The organism is Acetobacter syzygii (assembly GCF_000964225.1).
GTDB classification, from domain to species: domain Bacteria; phylum Pseudomonadota; class Alphaproteobacteria; order Acetobacterales; family Acetobacteraceae; genus Acetobacter; species Acetobacter syzygii.
In genome coordinates this window covers 17,481-35,355 of record NZ_BAMZ01000082.1, presented here as the reverse complement: position 1 = coordinate 35,355, position 17,875 = coordinate 17,481, and the positions used below count along the sequence as shown (strand labels likewise).

General features: G+C 56.6%; 14 protein-coding genes. 7 read left to right on the top strand and 7 right to left on the bottom strand.

Annotation, left to right across the window (positions count from 1 at the left end; genetic code table 11):
- Positions 1–69 precede the first annotated feature (69 nt).
- From Absy_RS11880 to Absy_RS11870, 3 genes are read right to left on the bottom strand one after another with little or no spacing between them, the layout of a single operon-like run.
- A complete protein-coding gene (locus Absy_RS11880) occupies positions 70–1,296 on the bottom strand; it encodes a phosphoglycerate kinase (RefSeq protein ID WP_048854967.1) in 1,227 nt (408 codons plus the stop codon).
- Positions 1,296–2,318, bottom strand: a complete 1,023-nt coding sequence (gene gap / locus Absy_RS11875; protein ID WP_048854966.1) for a type I glyceraldehyde-3-phosphate dehydrogenase — start codon at positions 2,316–2,318, stop codon at positions 1,296–1,298. Before gap ends, Absy_RS11880 begins: the two co-directional genes overlap by 1 nt.
- 20 nt (positions 2,319–2,338) lie before the next feature.
- Positions 2,339–4,291, bottom strand: a complete 1,953-nt coding sequence (locus tag Absy_RS11870; RefSeq protein ID WP_048854965.1) for a transketolase-like TK C-terminal-containing protein — start codon at positions 4,289–4,291, stop codon at positions 2,339–2,341.
- 259 nt (positions 4,292–4,550) lie between these two features.
- On the opposite strand from Absy_RS11870, the gene Absy_RS11865 reads away from it, so the two are divergent.
- Both Absy_RS11865 and hemA read left to right on the top strand, forming a co-directional pair.
- On the top strand, positions 4,551–5,027 hold the full coding sequence (locus Absy_RS11865) for a hypothetical protein (RefSeq protein ID WP_048854964.1): 477 nt from the start codon (positions 4,551–4,553) through the stop codon (positions 5,025–5,027).
- Positions 5,028–5,092: 65 nt separating this feature from the next.
- Entirely contained in the window at positions 5,093–6,406 is a 1,314-nt protein-coding gene (gene hemA / locus Absy_RS11860) for a 5-aminolevulinate synthase (RefSeq protein WP_048855081.1), read from the top strand.
- 70 nt (positions 6,407–6,476) lie between these two features.
- Here the strand turns inward: hemA and Absy_RS11855 are convergent, their stop codons facing one another.
- Positions 6,477–7,481 carry a methyl-accepting chemotaxis protein gene (locus Absy_RS11855; RefSeq protein WP_219810140.1) on the bottom strand — a complete coding sequence of 335 codons (1,005 nt, stop codon included), beginning with the start codon at positions 7,479–7,481 and terminating at the stop codon, positions 6,477–6,479.
- A gap of 511 nt (positions 7,482–7,992) precedes the next feature.
- Complete coding sequence (locus Absy_RS11850; protein ID WP_048854962.1) at positions 7,993–8,769, bottom strand: DsbA family protein; 777 nt, start codon at positions 8,767–8,769, stop codon at positions 7,993–7,995.
- A 191-nt stretch (positions 8,770–8,960) separates the two neighbouring features.
- Here Absy_RS11850 and Absy_RS11845 point away from each other — a divergent pair, with 191 nt between their 5' ends.
- Positions 8,961–10,400, top strand: coding sequence for a gamma-glutamyltransferase (locus Absy_RS11845; protein ID WP_048854961.1), 1,440 nt, complete (start codon positions 8,961–8,963; stop codon positions 10,398–10,400).
- Between the two features lie 275 nt (positions 10,401–10,675).
- A complete protein-coding gene (gene recA / locus Absy_RS11840) occupies positions 10,676–11,707 on the top strand; it encodes a recombinase RecA (RefSeq protein ID WP_048854960.1) in 1,032 nt (343 codons plus the stop codon).
- On the opposite strand, the gene Absy_RS11835 is transcribed toward recA, so the two are convergent.
- A complete protein-coding gene (locus Absy_RS11835) occupies positions 11,708–12,223 on the bottom strand; it encodes a GNAT family N-acetyltransferase (protein ID WP_048854959.1) in 516 nt (171 codons plus the stop codon).
- Positions 12,224–12,287: 64 nt separating this feature from the next.
- Here Absy_RS11835 and Absy_RS11830 point away from each other — a divergent pair, with 64 nt between their 5' ends.
- Genes Absy_RS11830 through mdoH form a run of 3 tightly spaced genes read left to right on the top strand, consistent with a single transcriptional unit; the run spans position 12,288 to position 16,420 of the window.
- The gene (locus tag Absy_RS11830; RefSeq protein WP_048854958.1) at positions 12,288–12,662 is read left to right on the top strand and encodes a winged helix-turn-helix domain-containing protein; all 375 of its coding nucleotides are present in this window, start codon (positions 12,288–12,290) and stop codon (positions 12,660–12,662) included.
- Between the two features lie 60 nt (positions 12,663–12,722).
- A complete protein-coding gene (locus Absy_RS11825; protein WP_048854957.1) occupies positions 12,723–14,267 on the top strand; it encodes a glucan biosynthesis protein in 1,545 nt (514 codons plus the stop codon).
- A gap of 2 nt (positions 14,268–14,269) precedes the next feature.
- The gene (mdoH, locus tag Absy_RS11820) at positions 14,270–16,420 is read left to right on the top strand and encodes a glucans biosynthesis glucosyltransferase MdoH (protein ID WP_048855080.1); all 2,151 of its coding nucleotides are present in this window, start codon (positions 14,270–14,272) and stop codon (positions 16,418–16,420) included.
- A gap of 59 nt (positions 16,421–16,479) precedes the next feature.
- Here mdoH and nagA read toward each other — a convergent pair whose 3' ends face one another.
- Complete coding sequence (gene nagA, locus Absy_RS11815; protein ID WP_048854956.1) at positions 16,480–17,607, bottom strand: N-acetylglucosamine-6-phosphate deacetylase; 1,128 nt, start codon at positions 17,605–17,607, stop codon at positions 16,480–16,482.
- Positions 17,608–17,875: the final 268 nt, after the last annotated feature.

The following is a 17,875-nucleotide window of genomic DNA, read 5'->3' as shown; positions in this document are numbered from 1 at the left end:
TGAAAAACACATAAAAAACCGCCGGAAGCCAGAACCTCCGACGGTTGTATGGACTAAAAACCGGGCCAGTTAGATCGGCAGGGTTTTTTCCAGTGTTGTGCTAATGGCGGTCAGACCGGGCAGAATTTTGCCCTCCAGCCATTCAAGGAAAGCACCACCTGCGGTGGAAACATAGGTCATGTCATGCAGCACACCTGCATGGCGGAGGGCGGATACGGTATCTCCTCCCCCTGCTACGGTTTTCAGGCTTCCGGCTTTGGTCAGCTTACCAGCCAGCTGCGCAACAGCGTTTGTACCCTCGTCAAACGGCGGGAGTTCAAATACGCCGAGTGGGCCATTCCAGACCAGTGTTTTAAGGCCTGCCAGTTTGCTGTTGAGCAGCTTGACCGTCTCTGGCCCAACGTCCAACGCCATCCAGCCATCTGGAATAGCGGTTACCGGCACGGTGCTGGTCGGCGCACCTGCCATGAAGTCCTCGGAAATAACAACATCCACAGGCAGGATCAGATCGCAGTTTTTGGCCTTGGCCTGCGCCATGATCAGGCGGGCCGTGTCCAGCATGTCATCTTCCTTGAGCGACTTGCCGACATTGAGCCCCTGAGCTGCCAGAAACGTGTTGGCCATGGCGCCGCCAATAGCCAGCATATCTACTTTTTCCAGCATATTTTCCAGCAGCTGGAGTTTGGTGGAAATTTTGGCTCCCCCCACAATGGCGCCTACGGGCCGTTCGGGGTTTTCCAGTGCCGCGTACAGGGCTTGCAGTTCTGCTTCCATCAGACGGCCACCAAAGGAGGGCAGATGGGTTGCAACGCCAGCGGTGGAAGCGTGGGCCCGGTGCGCTGCGGAGAACGCATCGTTCACATACACATCACCCAAGCTGGCAAGTGCTGCGGACAGGCCCGCATCGTTCTGTTCCTCACCCGGCTGGAAGCGGGTATTTTCCAGTAGCAGTACTTCGCCATCCGTCAGGGAGCGTGCTGCGGCCTCGGCATCGGGGCCAATGCAGTCATGCGCAAAGCTGACCGGGCGCCCCAGTGCGGTGGCCAGTGCGGTTGCAATCGGCTTGAGCGACATATCGGGCACGACCTGCCCTTTGGGGCGGTCAAAATGGCTGAGCAGAATAACCCGTCCACCTTTGTCCGCCAGTTCCGCAATGGTGGGAACAATACGCTCAATACGGGTCTGGTCAGTAACCTGACCGTCCTTCATAGGGACGTTCAGATCAACGCGGAGCAGGATACGCTTGCCCTTGGGGTCAAGCTTATCCAGTGTTGCAAAGGGAAGGTTGGTCGCCATTACAGTGATCCAAACAGGGCTGCCGTATCGGACATACGGTTGGAGAAGCCCCATTCGTTATCATACCAGGAGCAGATCCGCACTAGCTTGCCACCGTCCACCAGCGCGGTCTGTGTTGCATCGAAGGTGGAGGATGCAATGGCGTGGTTGAAGTCGGAGCTGACCAGAGGGGCGTCGTTGTAAGCCAGAGCGTTTTTCATAACGCCGGATTCAACAACAGCCTTGATTGCGTTGTTGACCTCTTCAACGCTGCCAGGCGCGGTTTTTGGCACAAAGTCGAGTGAAACAACGGAAACATTGGCTGTGGGCACGCGAATGGCCGTGCCATCAAGCTTGCCTTTGAGCTGCGGCAGAACCAGACCCACGGCGCGGGCTGCCCCGGTGGAGGTGGGGATCATGTTCATGCCAGCGGCGCGGGCGCGGCGCAGGTCCTTGTGCAGGGTGTCCACCGTGCGCTGGTCGCCAGTGTAGGAGTGGATGGTCACCATGTAGCCGCGTTCAATGCCAAAGGCGTCTTCCATAACCTTGGCAATGGGAGCCAGACAGTTGGTGGTGCAGGACGCATTGGAAATAACGGTCATGTCGGATGTCAGCACATCCTGGTTAACACCGTACACAATGGTTGCATCCACATCCGTTGCCGGGGCGGAAACAATAACCTTACGGGCGCCAGCAGCCAGCAGGAGCTGGGCTTTTTCCTTTGTGGTGAACAGGCCGGTGCATTCCATGGCCACGTCAACACCTTCAAAAGGAACCTTGGAAGGGTCACGCTCGGCAGAAACGGTGATCGGGCCCCACGTGCGGCCATTGGCGGTAATGACCAGCTTGCCATTTTCCACCCGCACATCCGCAGGCAGGCGACCATGTACGCTGTCATAGCTCAGGAGGTGGGCGTTATCTTCAACGCTGCCCAGATCGTTAATGGCCACCGGCACCACGTCCGTGCGCCCGCTTTCAATAATGCCGCGCAGAACAAGGCGACCGATACGTCCAAAGCCATTGATGGCGATTTTGACTGCCATGGGATGTGTCTCCGTATTTTTTATAATCTTGTTATCGTTAGTGACATGTCCAGGTCTTCCAGCCGGGACGGGGATGGCGCGCTGGGGGACAGGCCCTTTTGCGCACCAGATGCCAGAAGACGCGCAAGCACCTTCTGGCAGATCGCTCCGGCTGTAATGCCAAAACGTTCATACACCGCGTTGGCGGGGGCGGATATGCCAAAATCGTCCATGCCAACGAAAATTCCATCCGTGCCAAGCCAGCGTTCCCAGCCAAAGCTGCTTGCGGCTTCTATTCCAACGCGCAAGCCTTCTGTTCCCAGCACGGCTGTGCGGTAGGCGGCTGGCTGCTGTGCAAAAACCTCCCAGCAGGGGATGGAAACAATGGCCACGTTCAGCCCCTGTTCCGCCAGATGTTGCCCCGCAAGTGTGGCAATGGCCACCTCTGGGCCGGATGCCATCAGCGTTACGTGCCGGGGGCCCTGCCCGCAGCTTATAAGGTAGCCACCGTGCGATGGTCCGCCATAATGCCCGCTCCGCCTGCCTGTGCGGTGTGGAGGTGGGTGGGGGCACAGGATCAGCATGGCCGGGCCTTCCGGCCAGTTCAGGGCCGTTTGCCAGCAGGCAAAGGTTTCTTCCGCGCAGGCCGGGCGGAATACTGCCAGATGCGGCATGGCGCGCAGGCTGGCCAACTGTTCAACCGGCTGCCAGCCTCCTCCGTTGTCGCTAAGGGCCAGCCCGTCATCGGTCAGCAGGTAGAGCACCTTGCTGCGCATGAGTGCCGCCATGCGTAAAGCGGAGCGCATACGGTCAATGGTCATCATACCCGCAACGCCGCACGGCAGAACACCGCCGTGCCGTGCCATGCCATTGAGCATACCAGCCATGCCATGTTCCTGTATGCCGCAGGGCTGTGCCGCGTGGCCAAACGGCATGGGCAGGTTGGCGCTGCGTGAACTGCTGGTGCTCGATGTGGCGGCCAGAATGGACACATCCTGCCGGAGCAGGGCAAGCGAACGCAGCCCGGCAAAGGCGGCTTGCTGGGATGATCCATCGGGGGTGCTGCGCATTGTCTGCCGCCATAACCGCCCCCAGTCTTCGCGCATGGTATGGCGGGACCTGCCCATCTGGTCACGTTCAAAGTCCGCGCGGGCACGGTGCTGTGCAAGCCTGCGCAGCCATGACCGGCGGATGGAACTGCCGCGCCGTGCGGTGGGGCTCCATGGGCCGGTCAGTTCGTCCTCTGCTGGCATGTCGGGCTGGGCGGGGCTGTTTGCGGGAATGCAGGCCAGCAGGGTTGGCTTTCTGGCGCGCAGCACGGCTTGCAGGGCATTCATAATCGCCCCAAGGTCGTGTGCATTCACCTTGCGTACACTCCACCCCGAGGCATGGAAGCGGGCCAGTGAGTCCGAAAAATCAGCAGGGTCAGCCAGAGGGGACGGGCACGCCAGAACAGCCATGCGGTTCAGGCCAAAGCGGCTGGCCAGTTGCGCGGTTTCCAGCGCAACACCTGTGGCAAGGTCGCTGTCGCGCGCCAGAACCCATGTGCGGTGGTTGACCAGAGAACGCCCATAACGGTTGGCAAGCTGCTGTTCGGCCAAAGCCATGCCAGCTGCTGCTGCCATGCCCTGCCCGGCTGGCCCGGCGGCTATTTCCACCGCAGGGTGCTGCCCGTATTCCAATGTGGGGCTGAGTTCCTGCGCCCCCGGTGCGGTGAGCCGTAGCATGGCGGCAAGGAGGGGTAACATGGCTGCGGAGGGCACCACATACCGGTCCCGGTCTGGCCAGTCTGGCACGGCTGGGTCAAAGCGGAGAATACGGCACCACAGTGCGGTAATGGGCAGGCACATGGTCTGCAGTTCTGCCTGAATATCCTCCCCGGTTGTAGCGGAGGTCAGCAGTGTGCGGGCCGCCTTGTCCATGCGTAGCACAAGGGCATCGTGCATGGGGGAGGAGGATGCGGTAATCTGGTCTGAGGAAGGCGTGCTGGCCATCAGCCCTATGTCTGCCAGTAGGGGAGTCCTGTCATCTCAAGTGCGCGCCCGGCAGAACGGACCTGGCGCGTCTGTGTAGTTAACCAGAGAGCAAATGGTAACGGCAAGAGGCAGTTTTAAGGTCCATGACGTGTTTTTAGGGGCAAGATGGAGCTGTAAGGGCTTGCGCCTGACGCGTGGGAGCGCGAAAGAAGAGGGGTGAACCCTGCAAAATACGTGCTTTCGCACACCATATGTTTGAGTGGAGAATAGTCCGGTCATGCTGTCTGTTTTTCATGCCGCAGAAAAGGGGCGCGCTGTTCGGGCCGCTCTTGCCATCTGCCTGCTTACTGGCATGGCCGGGTGCAAGCTGGTTGACCAGAAAACGTTCAACCATTCTGCCGGTGTTGAACCAAAACCGTATATTCCGCCCCCGCCCCCCGGTCCGCCGCCCGTGCCACCGCTGATCGAGCTTGTGGCTGGCACGCCCCAGACTCAATGGAAAGCGCCGGTGGACCAGATTGCCCGCGAGGCGCTGAGCCGCAAAAAAGATGTGTTGTTTGTTGTAAGCTGCTTGGTGCCGCCACAGGCTAATCAGGATAACGAACAGTCTGCCTTGCTGGAACTGGTCCAGCACGATGGCCGGGCCGTTATGCAGGAGCTGATCGATGCCGGGGCACCTGAACCGCAGGTGGAAATGTCCGCTATGCCGGATTCGTCGGTGACGAAGCCAACCGTACGGGTGTATGTGCGGTAGGTTACGTAACCGAAACACACACACTGTTAAGAAGACAAAAGGCCAGACGGCCGATGGGTAAGCCCATGCCCCGACCGTTTCTGACGAGAAGCGAGGAGAATTCAAGCGTGGGAGCGATCAAGAACGCCCGGCATCCTTTTTACGAACATTGTGAGGAAACGCTGGAGCGGATCAAGCAGCAGGGGCGGTACAGAACCTTTACGCCGCTGGCGCGTCAGGCAGAACGCTTTCCCCTTTATGAGGAATACGTGGCCAATCTGCCCGAAGGGCGGGAGGTTATCGTCTGGTCCACCAACGACTATCTGGGCATGGGTGTTGTACCCGAAGTGCAGGAAGCCGCCATTGCTGCCATACGTGAGCATGGTGCCGGTGCGGGGGGAACACGCAATATTGCGGGTACCAGCCCCCTGCATAACCAGTTAGAGGCCGAACTGGCCGCCTTGCACGGCAAGGAGGCCGGGCTGCTCTTTATTTCCGGTTATGTGTCCAATCAGGCCAGTTTGCAGACAATTCTGATGTCCATGCCCGGTTGGATCTGTTTTTCCGACCGGTTGAACCACGCCTCCATGATTGCAGGCATCAAAGGGGCACGTGGGTCGCAGACGGTTATTTTTGAACATAATGACCTGAAGGATCTGGAAGAAAAACTGGCAGCGGCCCCCGCAGAGGCACCCAAGCTGATCGCGTTTGAAAGCGTGTACTCCATGGATGGAGACATGGCGGACATAGGGGCAATCTGTGCTTTGGCCAGAAAATACAATGCCCTGACCTATCTGGACGAGGTCCACGCGGTCGGTCTGTATGGTCAGGAAGGTGGCGGCGTTTCGCAGCGGGATGGTGTTGCGGATCAGGTGGATATTATTGAAGGTACGCTGGCCAAAGGGTTTGGCGTGCATGGTGGTTATATTACGGCTTCAGCCGAGATCGTGGACTTCCTGCGTTCAACGGCTTCGGGCTTTATTTTTACCACCGCCCTGCCGCCTTCCGTGGTGGGTGCTGCCTTGACCAGTGTACGCAAGGTGCGGGCCGAAAACTGGCGGCGCGAGTCCCTGTTTGAGCGGGTGCATACCATGCGCCAGCGTTTGCGGGCTGCCGGTGTGCCGTTTACCATGACGCCAAGCCATATTGTGCCTATTCCCATTGGCGATGCTGAACGCTGCAAGCGTATCTGCCGCCGCCTTCTGGTAGAATTTGGCCATTATGCAACGCCAATCAATTACCCGACCGTGCCCGAGGGAACGGAGCGCCTGCGCCTGACACCCGGACCGTTCCACACGGACGAGATGATGGATGATATGGTGCGTGCCCTTGCGCTTTTGTTGCGTGAGGAAGGGGTTATTCCAGAACCGGCAACCCAGACGATTGAAAAGGTCGCCTGACTGACCTCCGAGCTCAAGAGCTGATCGGTTTATAAAAAACCCTCCATGCTTATGTATGGAGGGTCTTTTTTTATTGTAGATTATAATGGGTAGGCAGGCTGGTCATATTGGTTGTGATCTGCGCAAGTTCTGACACGTTTATGAACAGATTGTCGCAAATACTGTTGGTGTTGCTCACAGTTTCATTGTTTTTTGCGGTGGAAACATTCAGTTTCTGCATAATCTGGTGGAGCTGGTGGATTTCCTCCTTTTGCAGAAGTGATGTTTCTTCAAATTCCTTGAATGACTGACTTATTTTTTCAACATGATGGATGATTCCAGCTAAAGTCTGAGAGTTGTCATTCATGGATTCAGAGCAGGTGGTTATGGCATCCTGTGAGTATGCAATAAGACCCCTTGTGCGTTGCAGGGATTCGGATGTCATGCGTGCAAGGTTACGAATTTCCTGTGCAACAACCCCAAACCCTGCACCGTAAAGGCCAGCCTTGGATGCCTCTATGGTGGCATTGATGCCCAGAATATTGATCTGGGATGAAATGCTTTTCATAATATTAAGAATTTTTCCAATATCTTCTGATGCTTCGGATATTTTTTTAAATTTTTCTATGGTGTCATTTATTTTTATGCAGGATTCTCGAATATTTGTTGAAGCGTGCTGAATATAATTTCTCGATTGCTCCATTTTTATGTTCTGATCTTCTGTTTTTTGAATTGTTGATTTTATTTTTTGGTCTGATTCAAGCAGGTGCCTGTTCTGCGTCATATTCCGCTCGGAAAGGTTTTCCGATTCATCTTTAAGATTGCGTGATTCTTCGTTAATGGACCGTGTGGCAACCTGAATCCTGTTGAGTGTTTCATGCAGGGTTCTGGTTCTGGTCTGTAATGTATCAGAAATATGCGTGCTGTGGATGTAGGACATCCGCATAAGATCAAAAGGTGTTGCTGTGCCAACGTAGGCCTGATTGTGGGTAATAATAAAAGATTTGTTAATATCAGAAATTTTGTTGTTCAAAACCTCCTTTGTAAAATCCAGAATAGGCACTCTGGCTTCCACAGTGAGCGGCTTGTCGTCCATAAGAAGAGTAACAGGGCGTTTGTGATACAATGCGTAGGAAAACGGGCTGGACATAAGGGAAAGGAATTTTTGCCTTTCCACTACGCCAACTGGAATGTTTTTGGTGTTGATAATGCAAATATGGTGGGTGTCTGGATGATTTTTAAAAATATCCATCACCGCGCTACCGGATTCTGAGGGATGAAGCCTGAATCCGTCTTGCGCAAGGGACCCCATGCTGAGTCGGTCGAATGTTTTCGGCAGGGTCATTTTTTCAAATTTTTGTTAAAAATGAACGATGTATTAAGGATAAGATCAGTTTTTTAAGGGAGTAAAGTGACAGTTTTAAGTCGTACCCCGCAGGGAGTGGTTAGCCCTTTTGGATAAAACGGCGGGGAATGGCAGGTAGGGGGAATAGCCCTGCCTTATATCTGTATGTGGGATTTTTGTTTGAATATCCCGCACCGTGTGCGGGGGGGCTGGCAAGGCTGCACTCCAGCCTTGCCAGATACGGAATCTGGTCCGTTGGAAGTTAGTGTTTCTGTTTGAGCTTTTCCACAGCAGCTTTCAGGTCTTCCAGAGAAACTGCGCCGGGAATAATCTGCTGTTCGCCAATAATAAAGGTCGGGGTGCCGTCCAGATCAATTGAGCGGGCAAGGGCCATATTCTGGGCCAGTGCTGTGGTTACGGCTGTGCTCTTCATATCCTTGACCAGACGTTCCACGTCCAGCCCAACCTGACCGGCAGCATGGCGAATCCGTTCCATGCCCGGTGCGCTGGTGTCGGTCATCAGGGCGTGCTGGAAAGGTTTGTAGGCATTCTGCAGCCCAGCGGCCAAAATGGCCTGAGAATCCAGCACACTGTTTGGCCCCAGTACGGGAATAATTTTTTCCACCAGTTTCAGGTCCGGTTCCGCAGCGACCAGCGCATCCAGGTCAGACAGAACCTTGCGGCAGTATGGGCAGCGTGGGTCGTAAAATTCCACAATGCTCAGCGTGCCGTGCGGGTTGCCCAGAACAATATCGCTGGTGCTGTTGCCAAACTGTGTTTTGTTGCGGCGGATCACATCCAGTGCGGAGGATGCCTTTTGTTCTGATGCCTTGGTCTGCATGGCCGCTACGGCATCGGTCAGGATGGAGGGGTCAGTTTTTAGCGCGTCCCGAACAATCGCAACAATTTCTGCCCGCTGTGCGGGAGTAAAGCTGTCTGCTGCTGCTGCGTGTGCTGCGGGCAGGCCGCCAAACGCAAACAGGGTTGCCAGTGCGCCTGATGCTGTCAGACGATAGAATGATGAGAGCAGTTTCTGCATGGTGTCCTTATCCATAAAGCAGGACGCTACGGCGTGTGCCCCCTTGGGGCAAGGGAATACAATTGTGTTCCATGGCAAGGGTGCCAAGCAAGTCTGTTGCTGACAGCCGGAAAGCAGGGTAATCCAGCAAAGAGATTAAAATACCAAAACGTCTGCCCGCCGGACGGGCCCAGAAGTGGAGAGAGCTAGGCGTGGCTGCCCGATTCAAGAAACACCGTTCTGTTCCGTCCCGCACCGGCTTGCCCGGTCGTTTTCGCACGGCAGCGCTGGCGCTGGCTCTAACAGGCACACTCGCTGCGTGCGGGGGGCCTGATGGGCAGGTAACCCAGCCCGTAGTTGGCGGATTTGTAGGCGAAGTAGCGGCTGACGAGCCGCGTGCGGCTCTGGTTGCGCGTGATATTCTGGCTAAGGGTGGGAATGCAGCCGATGCAGCGGCTGCTCTGGGTCTGGCACTGTCCGTCTCCCTGCCTTCTCGCGCGTCTCTTGGCGGGGGCGGGGCCTGCCTTGCATGGCGGCCGGGCGAGTCCGGGGGGCAGGCTTTTGTTTTTCTGCCTCAGGGTGCCAGCCAGTCTGATGCGGCATCGGATCGGCCTGCGTCTGTCCCCATGCTTGCCCGTGGTCTTTTTCTTATGCAGATGCGCTATGGCAGCGTGGATTTTGCAGACCTTGTTGTGCCTGCGCGTAACATGGCCTCGCATGGGGTGCCGGTGGGGGGGCTTCTGGCGGCGGATCTGGCAGCTGTGCAGTCTTCGCTTCTGGCGGATGACAAGGCGCGAGCGGTTTTTGGCAACGAGAACGGTCATGTTCTGGGGGTGGATGATGTGATGGTCCAGTCCCGTCTGGCGGGTTCTCTGGAACGGCTGCGCATTGCTGGAGTTGGTGACCTGTACACAGGGGCACTGGCCCAGACCTTTGTAGAGGGTGCGCAGGGGGCCGGTGGCGGGCTTTCTGGCAAGGATCTGCGGGCGGATGTGCCCGTGGCGGAACCACCGCTTACGGTCCATGCCAATGGGGTGGACATCAGCTTTTTGCCACCACCAGCCGATGGGGGTTTGGGCATGGCTGCCTCCTTCCTTGCCAATGGCCGCGGTGGTGATCGTGTTGTGGCTGCATGGCGGGCGCGGCAAAGTGGAAAAGGGAGCAGTGTCAGTGTGGCTGATGCGCAATCCCTGCTTAACTCTGGCAGTCTGTCTGCTGGTGGAGCACTGCCAGCGTTGCCAGCTTCTACCTCGTTTGTGGTAACTGACCGGCAGGGCGAAACCGTGGCGTGCGCATTGAGCATGAACAACCTGTTTGGTACGGGGCGTATTGCGGGTTCGACCGGGATTGTGCTTGGCGCTTCCCCTGCACAAAGGCCGCAACCCCTGCTGGCTGCGGCAATTGCTCATCAGGGCACAATGCAGTTCCGCGCGGCGGCAGCGGCATCGGGGCAGAATGTGGCGGCCGATACGGCGGCCATTGCCTTGAAGGCAGCACTTGCTGGCGTGCGGCCACAGGTGACCAATGGCAATGGTCGGGCCAATTTTGTGTCCTGCCCCGGTGGTTTGCCATCGGATTCTGGTCGCTGTTTTGGTTGGACGGACCCGCGTGGTGCCGGTCTGGCGGTCGGTAGTGTGTCAGTCGCGCATTAAATTTTGAAATTATGGAGAAAAACATGGAGCGGGGTGGCTCGTTATAGATGCCACCCCTTGCCAAGTTTTTGTTTTGTTCTATTTTAGAACAAAACGGGTCCAAATTCTTAACGGAGTCTGAGCCTAAAGCCCAACAGTGCGACTGCGCGTTGCGGAGCAAAAATGTTTGTGGCAGGGGTTTTAAACCTGAACCAGCAGGTTTTAGGCTTTATGGCGCGGGTTATGCGGGGCTCTGGTCTGGTTGTTCGGCCCATATGCTGAGGGAATGGTAGAGAATGGATAAGGCAAAAGCGCTGGAAGGCGCTCTTGGGCAGATTGAACGGGCTTTTGGTAAAGGGTCCGTCATGCGGCTGGGCCAACGGCCCAAGGAACAGTCAGATGTCATCTCCACCGGGTCGCTCGGGCTGGATATTGCTCTGGGTATTGGTGGTTTGCCGCGTGGGCGCGTGGTGGAAATTTACGGGCCGGAAAGCTCGGGTAAAACCACACTGGCCCTTCATGCCATTGCAGAGGCACAAAAGCGCGGTGGCACCTGTGCCTTTATCGATGCGGAACACGCGCTGGACCCCGGTTATGCCAAAAAACTGGGCGTGGATATTGATAATCTGCTGATTAGCCAGCCCGACGCAGGCGAACAGGCGCTGGAAATAGCCGATACACTGGTGCGGTCTGGCGCTGTTGATGTGCTGGTGGTGGATAGTGTTGCCGCTCTTGTGCCCCGCGCTGAACTTGAAGGCGATATGGGCGATAGCCACGTAGGCCTCCATGCCCGGTTGATGAGCCAGGCCCTGCGTAAGCTGACTGGCACGGTTGCACGTTCCAATACGCTGATGATCTTTTTGAATCAGATCCGGCTCAAGATTGGCGTCATGTTTGGTAATCCGGAAACCACAACAGGCGGCAATGCGCTCAAGTTCTATTCATCCGTCCGTATGGATATCCGCCGGATCGGGTCGATTAAGGACAAGGATGAGGTCACGGGTAATCAGACCCGGGTCAAGGTTGTTAAAAACAAAATGGCTCCCCCGTTCCGTCAGGTCGAGTTTGACATCATGTACGGCGAAGGCATCAGCAAGGTGGGGGAACTCATAGATCTTGGTGTTAAGGCCGGTGTTGTGGAAAAATCGGGCGCATGGTTCTCCTACGATAGCCAGCGCATTGGTCAGGGGCGTGAGAACGCCAAGCAGTTCCTACGTGACCACCCCGAGATGGCGGCTGATATTGAGCGCAAGGTGCGCGAACACGCCGGTGTTGTGGCTGAGGCGATGATGGTCGCCCCAGAACATGACGATGCGGACGAAGACTAACTAGCCAACAGGGCGGGAGAGCAGGCAGGCCTGTGGGTCGTACGAGGCCAGAATGGCCTGTTCCTCTGCGCTGATTTCCTCTGGCACAAATCCCTGCCGTGCCCAGAACTGCAGGGCATGGCGGGTGGATGTCAGGGTGAGTGTGGGTAATCCGGCTTGGCGGGCGGCATTTTCGGCCAGTGTTATGGCAACTTGCGCATGGCCTTGCCCGCGCCCTTGCGGGGCAACGACCAGATCATGAATGTACCACCGATCAGCAGGTGTGGGTAAAGACCCCAGCAGGGTATTCAGCGGGGGGGAGAGCAGCCCCCGCCATGAATGGCTGATCAGGTAGCCGCCAAACTGGCCATCTAGCATCAGGCTCAGGCAGCCTGCTGGGGCAAGGCGCAGACGTTCTGCAAAAATAGTTGTATCTTCGGGGTAGTCGGGGTGCACTCTGGCGGCCAGTGTTGTAACGTGACCAAGATCATCTGGCGCCATTAATCGCCAGATGGTATCTGCGCGCGAAGTGTTCATACCAAGGTTCCGCTGTTTATGCGTGGTGTTGCACGGAGCCACTTATGACTGAAAAGCGAAGATCATGACAGGGCGACTGAGACTGACATTGCGGATCGACGCCGATGACCGTGCCGCATTGGGGCATGGCAAAATCCGCCTGCTTGAGCAGTTGGCGGAAACAGGCTCCATATCCGCCGCAGGCCGCGCCATGGGTATGTCTTACAGGCGGACGTGGCTTCTGGTGGATAATCTGAACCAGCTTTTTGTGGAGCCACTGGTCATGACCAGACCGGGGGGCGGAGGTGGCGCATTTTTGACCGAGACGGGTAAAACCGTTTTGGCTCTTTATCGCCAGATCGAGCAGGATGCAGCGCAGGCGACCAGATCCGGGCTTGACCAGATGCAAGCCTTGCTGGCTCCAAAGGCGGAATGCCTCCAAAAAACCTTATCTGAGTGACAAATTACAGAGCGTAGGTAGAATTACGCCAGATAATTTCGGCAATAGCGGGAGATCAAAGTGTCATCAAACGTACAGCGACGAGGGGTCATTCGGGCCGGGGCAGGCGTGACTTTGGCATCGCTTGTTGGCGGAGTCGCCCGCAAGGCGCGCGCGGAGGGGCTGAGTGGCGCCACCGGTAAGTTTGATGACAGCACCGTAATCCAGATTGCCCGCAGACTGGCCAATGCGGAATACCACCCGCCGGGGCAGAGTCTGCCCAAAGCGCTGGATAACCTGACATTCGACCAGTACCGCGGCATAGCCTACCGCCCTGACCGCGCCTTGTGGGCGGGTGATAATCTGGCCTTTGATGTTGAATTTTTCCCCCGTGGTTTTCTCTACCGCCCCCGGATCGAAATTTATGAGGTCAAGGACGGGCAGTCTGGCGTTGTTCCCTATTCGGCTGATCTGTTCACCTACAGCGACCCCGCCCTGCGGGTTACGGATGATCTGGGGTTTGCAGGCGTCCGGTTCCGTACAGCCATTAACACTCCCGGTGTGATGGAAGAATTCTGTGTATTTTTGGGGGCATCCTACTTCCGGGCTGTTGCCAAAGGGCAGGACTATGGTCTTTCAGCCCGTGGGTTTGCCAACGGCACAGGGGACCCGAAGGGTGAGGAATTCGCTCTTTTCCGCGCATTCTGGCTGGAAAAACCCCAGCCGGGTGTGCAATCCATTGTTGTCCATGCCCTGCTGGACAGCCCCGCGGTCACAGGGGCCTTCCGCTTTACCATTCGTCCGGGTGACAACACGGTGTTTGACGTGCAGACAACGCTGTTCCCCCGCACCAAAATCGAACAGTCGGGCATCGCTCCGCTGACTGGCATGTTCTATTTTGATGTCAACGACCATAACCACGTGGATGACTGGCGCCCTGCCGCGCATGACAGTGAAGCCCTGCAAATGTGGACTGGTGCCGACCAGCAGCTTTACCGCCCCTTGCGTAACCCGTTGGATTTGCAGTTCTCAACCTTTTCGGATGTTTCTCCCCGTGGGTTTGGGCTGATGCAGCGCAGACGGACCTTCCAGGATTTTGAGGATCTGGCGCTCCATTATGAAAAACGCCCCTCCCTATGGATCGAACCGATCGGAGACTGGGGGGCTGGTTGGGTCGATCTGGTGGAAATTCCCACCCCGAATGAGGTGAACGATAATATTGTCTCCTTCTGGCGGCCCAAGGAACCCTTGCGTGCCGGGCAGGAATACCATTTTACCTATCGGATGTACTGGGGGTGGGATGCCCCCTTCCCCACGCCACTGGCGCGTATAGGCGCTACCCGCGTTGGTTCGGTGGTGGATAATAACGATGCCCGTTTTTTTGCCATAGACTTTATGGGCACACCCTTTGAGCACCTGCCCAAGGACACGCACTTCCATGTAACGCCCAAAACATCGGCGGGTAAAATTCAGAACGTGGTGGTTGAGCCTAATCCTGCAATCAACGGAATCCGGACCACGTTCGAGTTCGTTCCGGGGGATGCCAAGGTGGCAGATCTGAGTGCTGTGCTGGAAACAGATTCCGGCCCCATTTCTGAACAATGGCTGTATCGGTGGACGCCGTAACAATGCCGGAATCGAACACGGGTAACCAGCAGCAGCCTTTTCACGCCCTTCCGCCTGAATCCCGGCTGGGAATGCCGGTCCAGAATCTGAGCAAACCTGCCAACATGGAAGGGCGCGGTCGCACACCAGCCACATCGCCTTCCAGCATTGCCCTGCGGCGTTTTTCGGTGATTGGTTCGGCACTGGCGCTGACCGCATATGGCGCATGGCGTACGCATATGGTTATGGACGAGGCGGGTGTGTCTGCCTTGGGCATTATTATGCTGGTGTTGTTTATTGCGCTGTTTATGTGGATTGCGCTGGCGTTTACATCGTCTGTTGCGGGGTTCTGTTCTTTGGTGGCGCATGGGGGGCTGGGTCTTGGCATCCGCCGTTCCGGCCCGCTACCTCAGCTTACGCGCAAAACGGCCCTGCTGCTGCCTACTTATAACGAACCACCCCACCGTGTTATGGCCGGGTTACGGACCATTTACACCAGTCTGGAAGAAACCGGGCAGCTAGACAGGTTTGACCTGTTCATTCTCTCCGACACAACCAATCCGGATGTGTGGGTGCAGGAGGAAGCTGCCTTTCTGGCCCTGCGGGAGCAGGTTGGTGGGTATGATCGCATTTTTTATCGGCGTCGGCACAAAAATGTTGAACGTAAGGCCGGGAATGTGGGGGAATGGGTGCGCCGTTTTGGTGGTGCCTATGACCACATGGTCACGCTGGATGCGGATTCCATTATGTCCGGCCAAACATTGGTCCGTATGGCGGATGCCATGGAGCGCAACCCCGGCGTTGGTCTTATCCAGACCCTGCCGGTGATTGTGGGCGGTACAACCCTGTTTGCCAGACTCCAGCAGTTTGCCGGGCGTGTGTATGGTCCCATTATTGCTTACGGCATTGCATGGTGGCATGGCGCGGAGGGCAATTACTGGGGGCACAATGCCATTATTCGCACCCGTGCCTTTGCCAGTCAGGCGGGGTTGCCCCATGTGCCTGGTAAGCCCCCGTTTGGTGGGCATATTCTAAGCCACGACTTTGTTGAGGCAGCCCTTATGCGCCGTGGCGGATGGGGCATTCACATGATTCCCGCGCTGGATGGATCGTATGAAGAAAGTCCGCCATCGCTAACGGATGTTGCTATTCGGGACCGGCGCTGGTGCCAGGGCAACCTGCAACACGTCAAGGTGCTGCCAACCAGGGGGCTGCACTGGGTGAGCCGTATGCACATGGTGGTGGGGATCGGAGCGTATGTGACCTCGCCCCTGTGGCTGGTGTTCCTGCTGACCGGTATTCTCATTTCCCTTCAGGCGCATTTTCAGCGGCCTGAATATTTTGGCGATACCAAGCTTTTGTATCCGCACTGGCCCCATGTGGACCCGGTGCAGGCCAAATACGTGTTTATTGGCACCATGATTGTGCTGCTTGCACCCAAGCTTCTGGCCTACATAGCACTGCTGCTGGACCCGGAAATGCGGCGTGGCAGTGGTGGTGCCGTTAGGGCGGCGCTGTCCGTTCTGGTGGAAACTCTCATAGGCGGGCTTATCGCGCCCATTGCCATGCTGATTCAGACATCTGGCGTTATTTCCATTCTGAGCGGGCATGATTCCGGCTGGAATACCCAGCGGCGGGATGATGGTGGCATTCCGTTCATGGAAGTGGTGCGGCAATACGCACGCTTTACGCTTTTCGGTCTTGTGCTGGGTATTGGAGCGTGGGTTGTTTCTCCCTCCCTGTTTTTTTGGATGACCCCTGTTTTGCTGGGGCTGGTATTTTCCATCCCGCTTGTGGCGTTTACCAGTAGTCGCGATGTTGGGTTGCGTTTCCGCCGGGCTGGTCTGTTGCTGGTCCCGGAAGAGACCAATGCGCCAGATGTGCTGAAAAAGCTGGAACGGGCCGAGACACAGGACCAGTCCCCCTCCTTGCCGGATGATGCCTTGCGGGCCTTGCGGGCTGACCCCGCGCTCTGTCAGGCACATATTGCCATGCTGCCAGCCGAGCGCCGGGTGGGAGAACCCATTGACGCCCATCAACTCGTTGGGCTGGTCAAGCTGGAGGAAGCACCGAGCCTTGGTGCGGCAGAAAGCCGCCTGACACTCAAGGAAAAAGCTGCTGTGCTGGGGAGTCGCAAAGGGGTGGATCTGATCCTGCATTTGCCAGAAGCATAAAAGCAGGCACTCCTGCCCCATTCTGGCAGTTTGTTAGATCCGTGCGGAGGAAGAGGGGGTCAGCCTATCTGCTGACCTGCAACCCAGACCTCCAGCACGTTGAGTGCCGGATCCATAACAACAAAATCTGCCCGCCTGCCTGTGTGCAGGCGGCCACGGTCCTCTAAGCCAAGGTACCGGGCCGGGTTGCGCGTTAGCAACACAGTTGCCTGATGCAGGGGCACCCCGGCTGCTACAGCATTGCGTAATGCGGCATCCAAAGTGAGCACACTTCCAGCCAGATGACCGCTAGGGAGGCGCACAGTCCCCTGTTCCACCACAACCTGTTGCCCACCCAGCAGGCTTGGGCCATCGGGTAGCCCTGCTGCACGCATGGCGTCTGTTACAAAAAGCAGACGGTCCGGCATAACGCGTTGGGCCAAGCGGAATGTTGCTGGGTGTACGTGGTGTGTATCAAAAATCAGTTCGGCATAGGCATCGCTGCACATCAAGGCTGTTGCAGGCCCGGGTTTGCGGCTTTCTATGCCTGGCATGGCGTTGAACAGATGTGTAGCACCTGTTGTGCCCCCGGCAGCGCAGATCTGGCAGATTGCCCGCTCGGTCTGTTCGTACCCGGCGACTGTGTGCCCAAGGCTGACCCGCACACCAGCCTGTGCAAAAAGCTGGATGGCATCCGCAGCATGGGGGAGTTCGGGGGCAAGAGTTACAACCCGTACACACCCCAATGCCAGAACTTCCGCTACACGTTCGGGGGTAGGGGCAAGAGCATGGGGGGGTTGTGCGCCGAGCTTGTGGGGGCTGACAAACGGCCCTTCCAGATGGGCCCCGTGTATGTTGGGGCCATGGGGAATGGTGGTGCCGGTTATCTCTGCAATGGCACCAAGAGCCTCGATAACATGCGACCACGGGCTGGTAATGGTGGTGGGCAGAATGGTGGTGGTGCCATGGCGGGCATGGAAGCGGGCAAGTGTATGAATGGCCTGTACACCATCCATTGTATCGGCTCCGTTGCCGCCATGTACGTGGCAATCAATAAAACCGGGCAGAATATAACGATCAGGGATAGCCGCATGATCTGGCATTACGGCCTGTATGTGGTCGGTAAAAGCAATGCGGCCGGGCATAATACGGTCCGGCAAGACCAGATGCCCTTTGAGTTCAGTTCTGGTGGGAGTTGTGATGGTCATGTCTTACTGGTCCACTGAACTCTTGTTGATAATGTGTTTCGTGTGAAAAATATATTTTATGATAAGAGAAAGCATAGACTATGAGAATGGTTTTTTAATTCATACGCGTAAATTTAAAAATCTGACTGTTATAAAAACAGAGCTGTTGTGCGCTCTGATTGTGGCGAGATGTATGAGAAAAATTTGTGAAAAAATATGCAAAAATAAAGTAGTTTGAGTCTATTTTGTTCGAATTTAATTTCTGTTGTGAAGAGTTTTGGCGTAAATT

Coding starts and splice junctions, on each gene's coding strand:
- gap (WP_048854966.1), bottom strand. CDS start 2,318: ATGGCAGTCAAAATCGCCATCAATGGCTTTGGACGTATCGGTCGCCTT.
- Absy_RS11870 (WP_048854965.1), bottom strand. CDS start 4,291: ATGGCCAGCACGCCTTCCTCAGACCAGATTACCGCATCCTCCTCCCCC.
- Absy_RS11830 (WP_048854958.1), top strand. CDS start 12,288: ATGACAGGGCGACTGAGACTGACATTGCGGATCGACGCCGATGACCGT.
- Absy_RS11835 (WP_048854959.1), bottom strand. CDS start 12,223: ATGAACACTTCGCGCGCAGATACCATCTGGCGATTAATGGCGCCAGAT.
- Absy_RS11850 (WP_048854962.1), bottom strand. CDS start 8,769: ATGCAGAAACTGCTCTCATCATTCTATCGTCTGACAGCATCAGGCGCA.
- recA (WP_048854960.1), top strand. CDS start 10,676: ATGGATAAGGCAAAAGCGCTGGAAGGCGCTCTTGGGCAGATTGAACGG.
- Absy_RS11855 (WP_219810140.1), bottom strand. CDS start 7,481: ATGGACGACAAGCCGCTCACTGTGGAAGCCAGAGTGCCTATTCTGGAT.
- Absy_RS11880 (WP_048854967.1), bottom strand. CDS start 1,296: ATGGCGACCAACCTTCCCTTTGCAACACTGGATAAGCTTGACCCCAAG.
- hemA (WP_048855081.1), top strand. CDS start 5,093: ATGCCCCGACCGTTTCTGACGAGAAGCGAGGAGAATTCAAGCGTGGGA.
- nagA (WP_048854956.1), bottom strand. CDS start 17,607: ATGACCATCACAACTCCCACCAGAACTGAACTCAAAGGGCATCTGGTC.
- mdoH (WP_048855080.1), top strand. CDS start 14,270: ATGCCGGAATCGAACACGGGTAACCAGCAGCAGCCTTTTCACGCCCTT.
- Absy_RS11865 (WP_048854964.1), top strand. CDS start 4,551: ATGCTGTCTGTTTTTCATGCCGCAGAAAAGGGGCGCGCTGTTCGGGCC.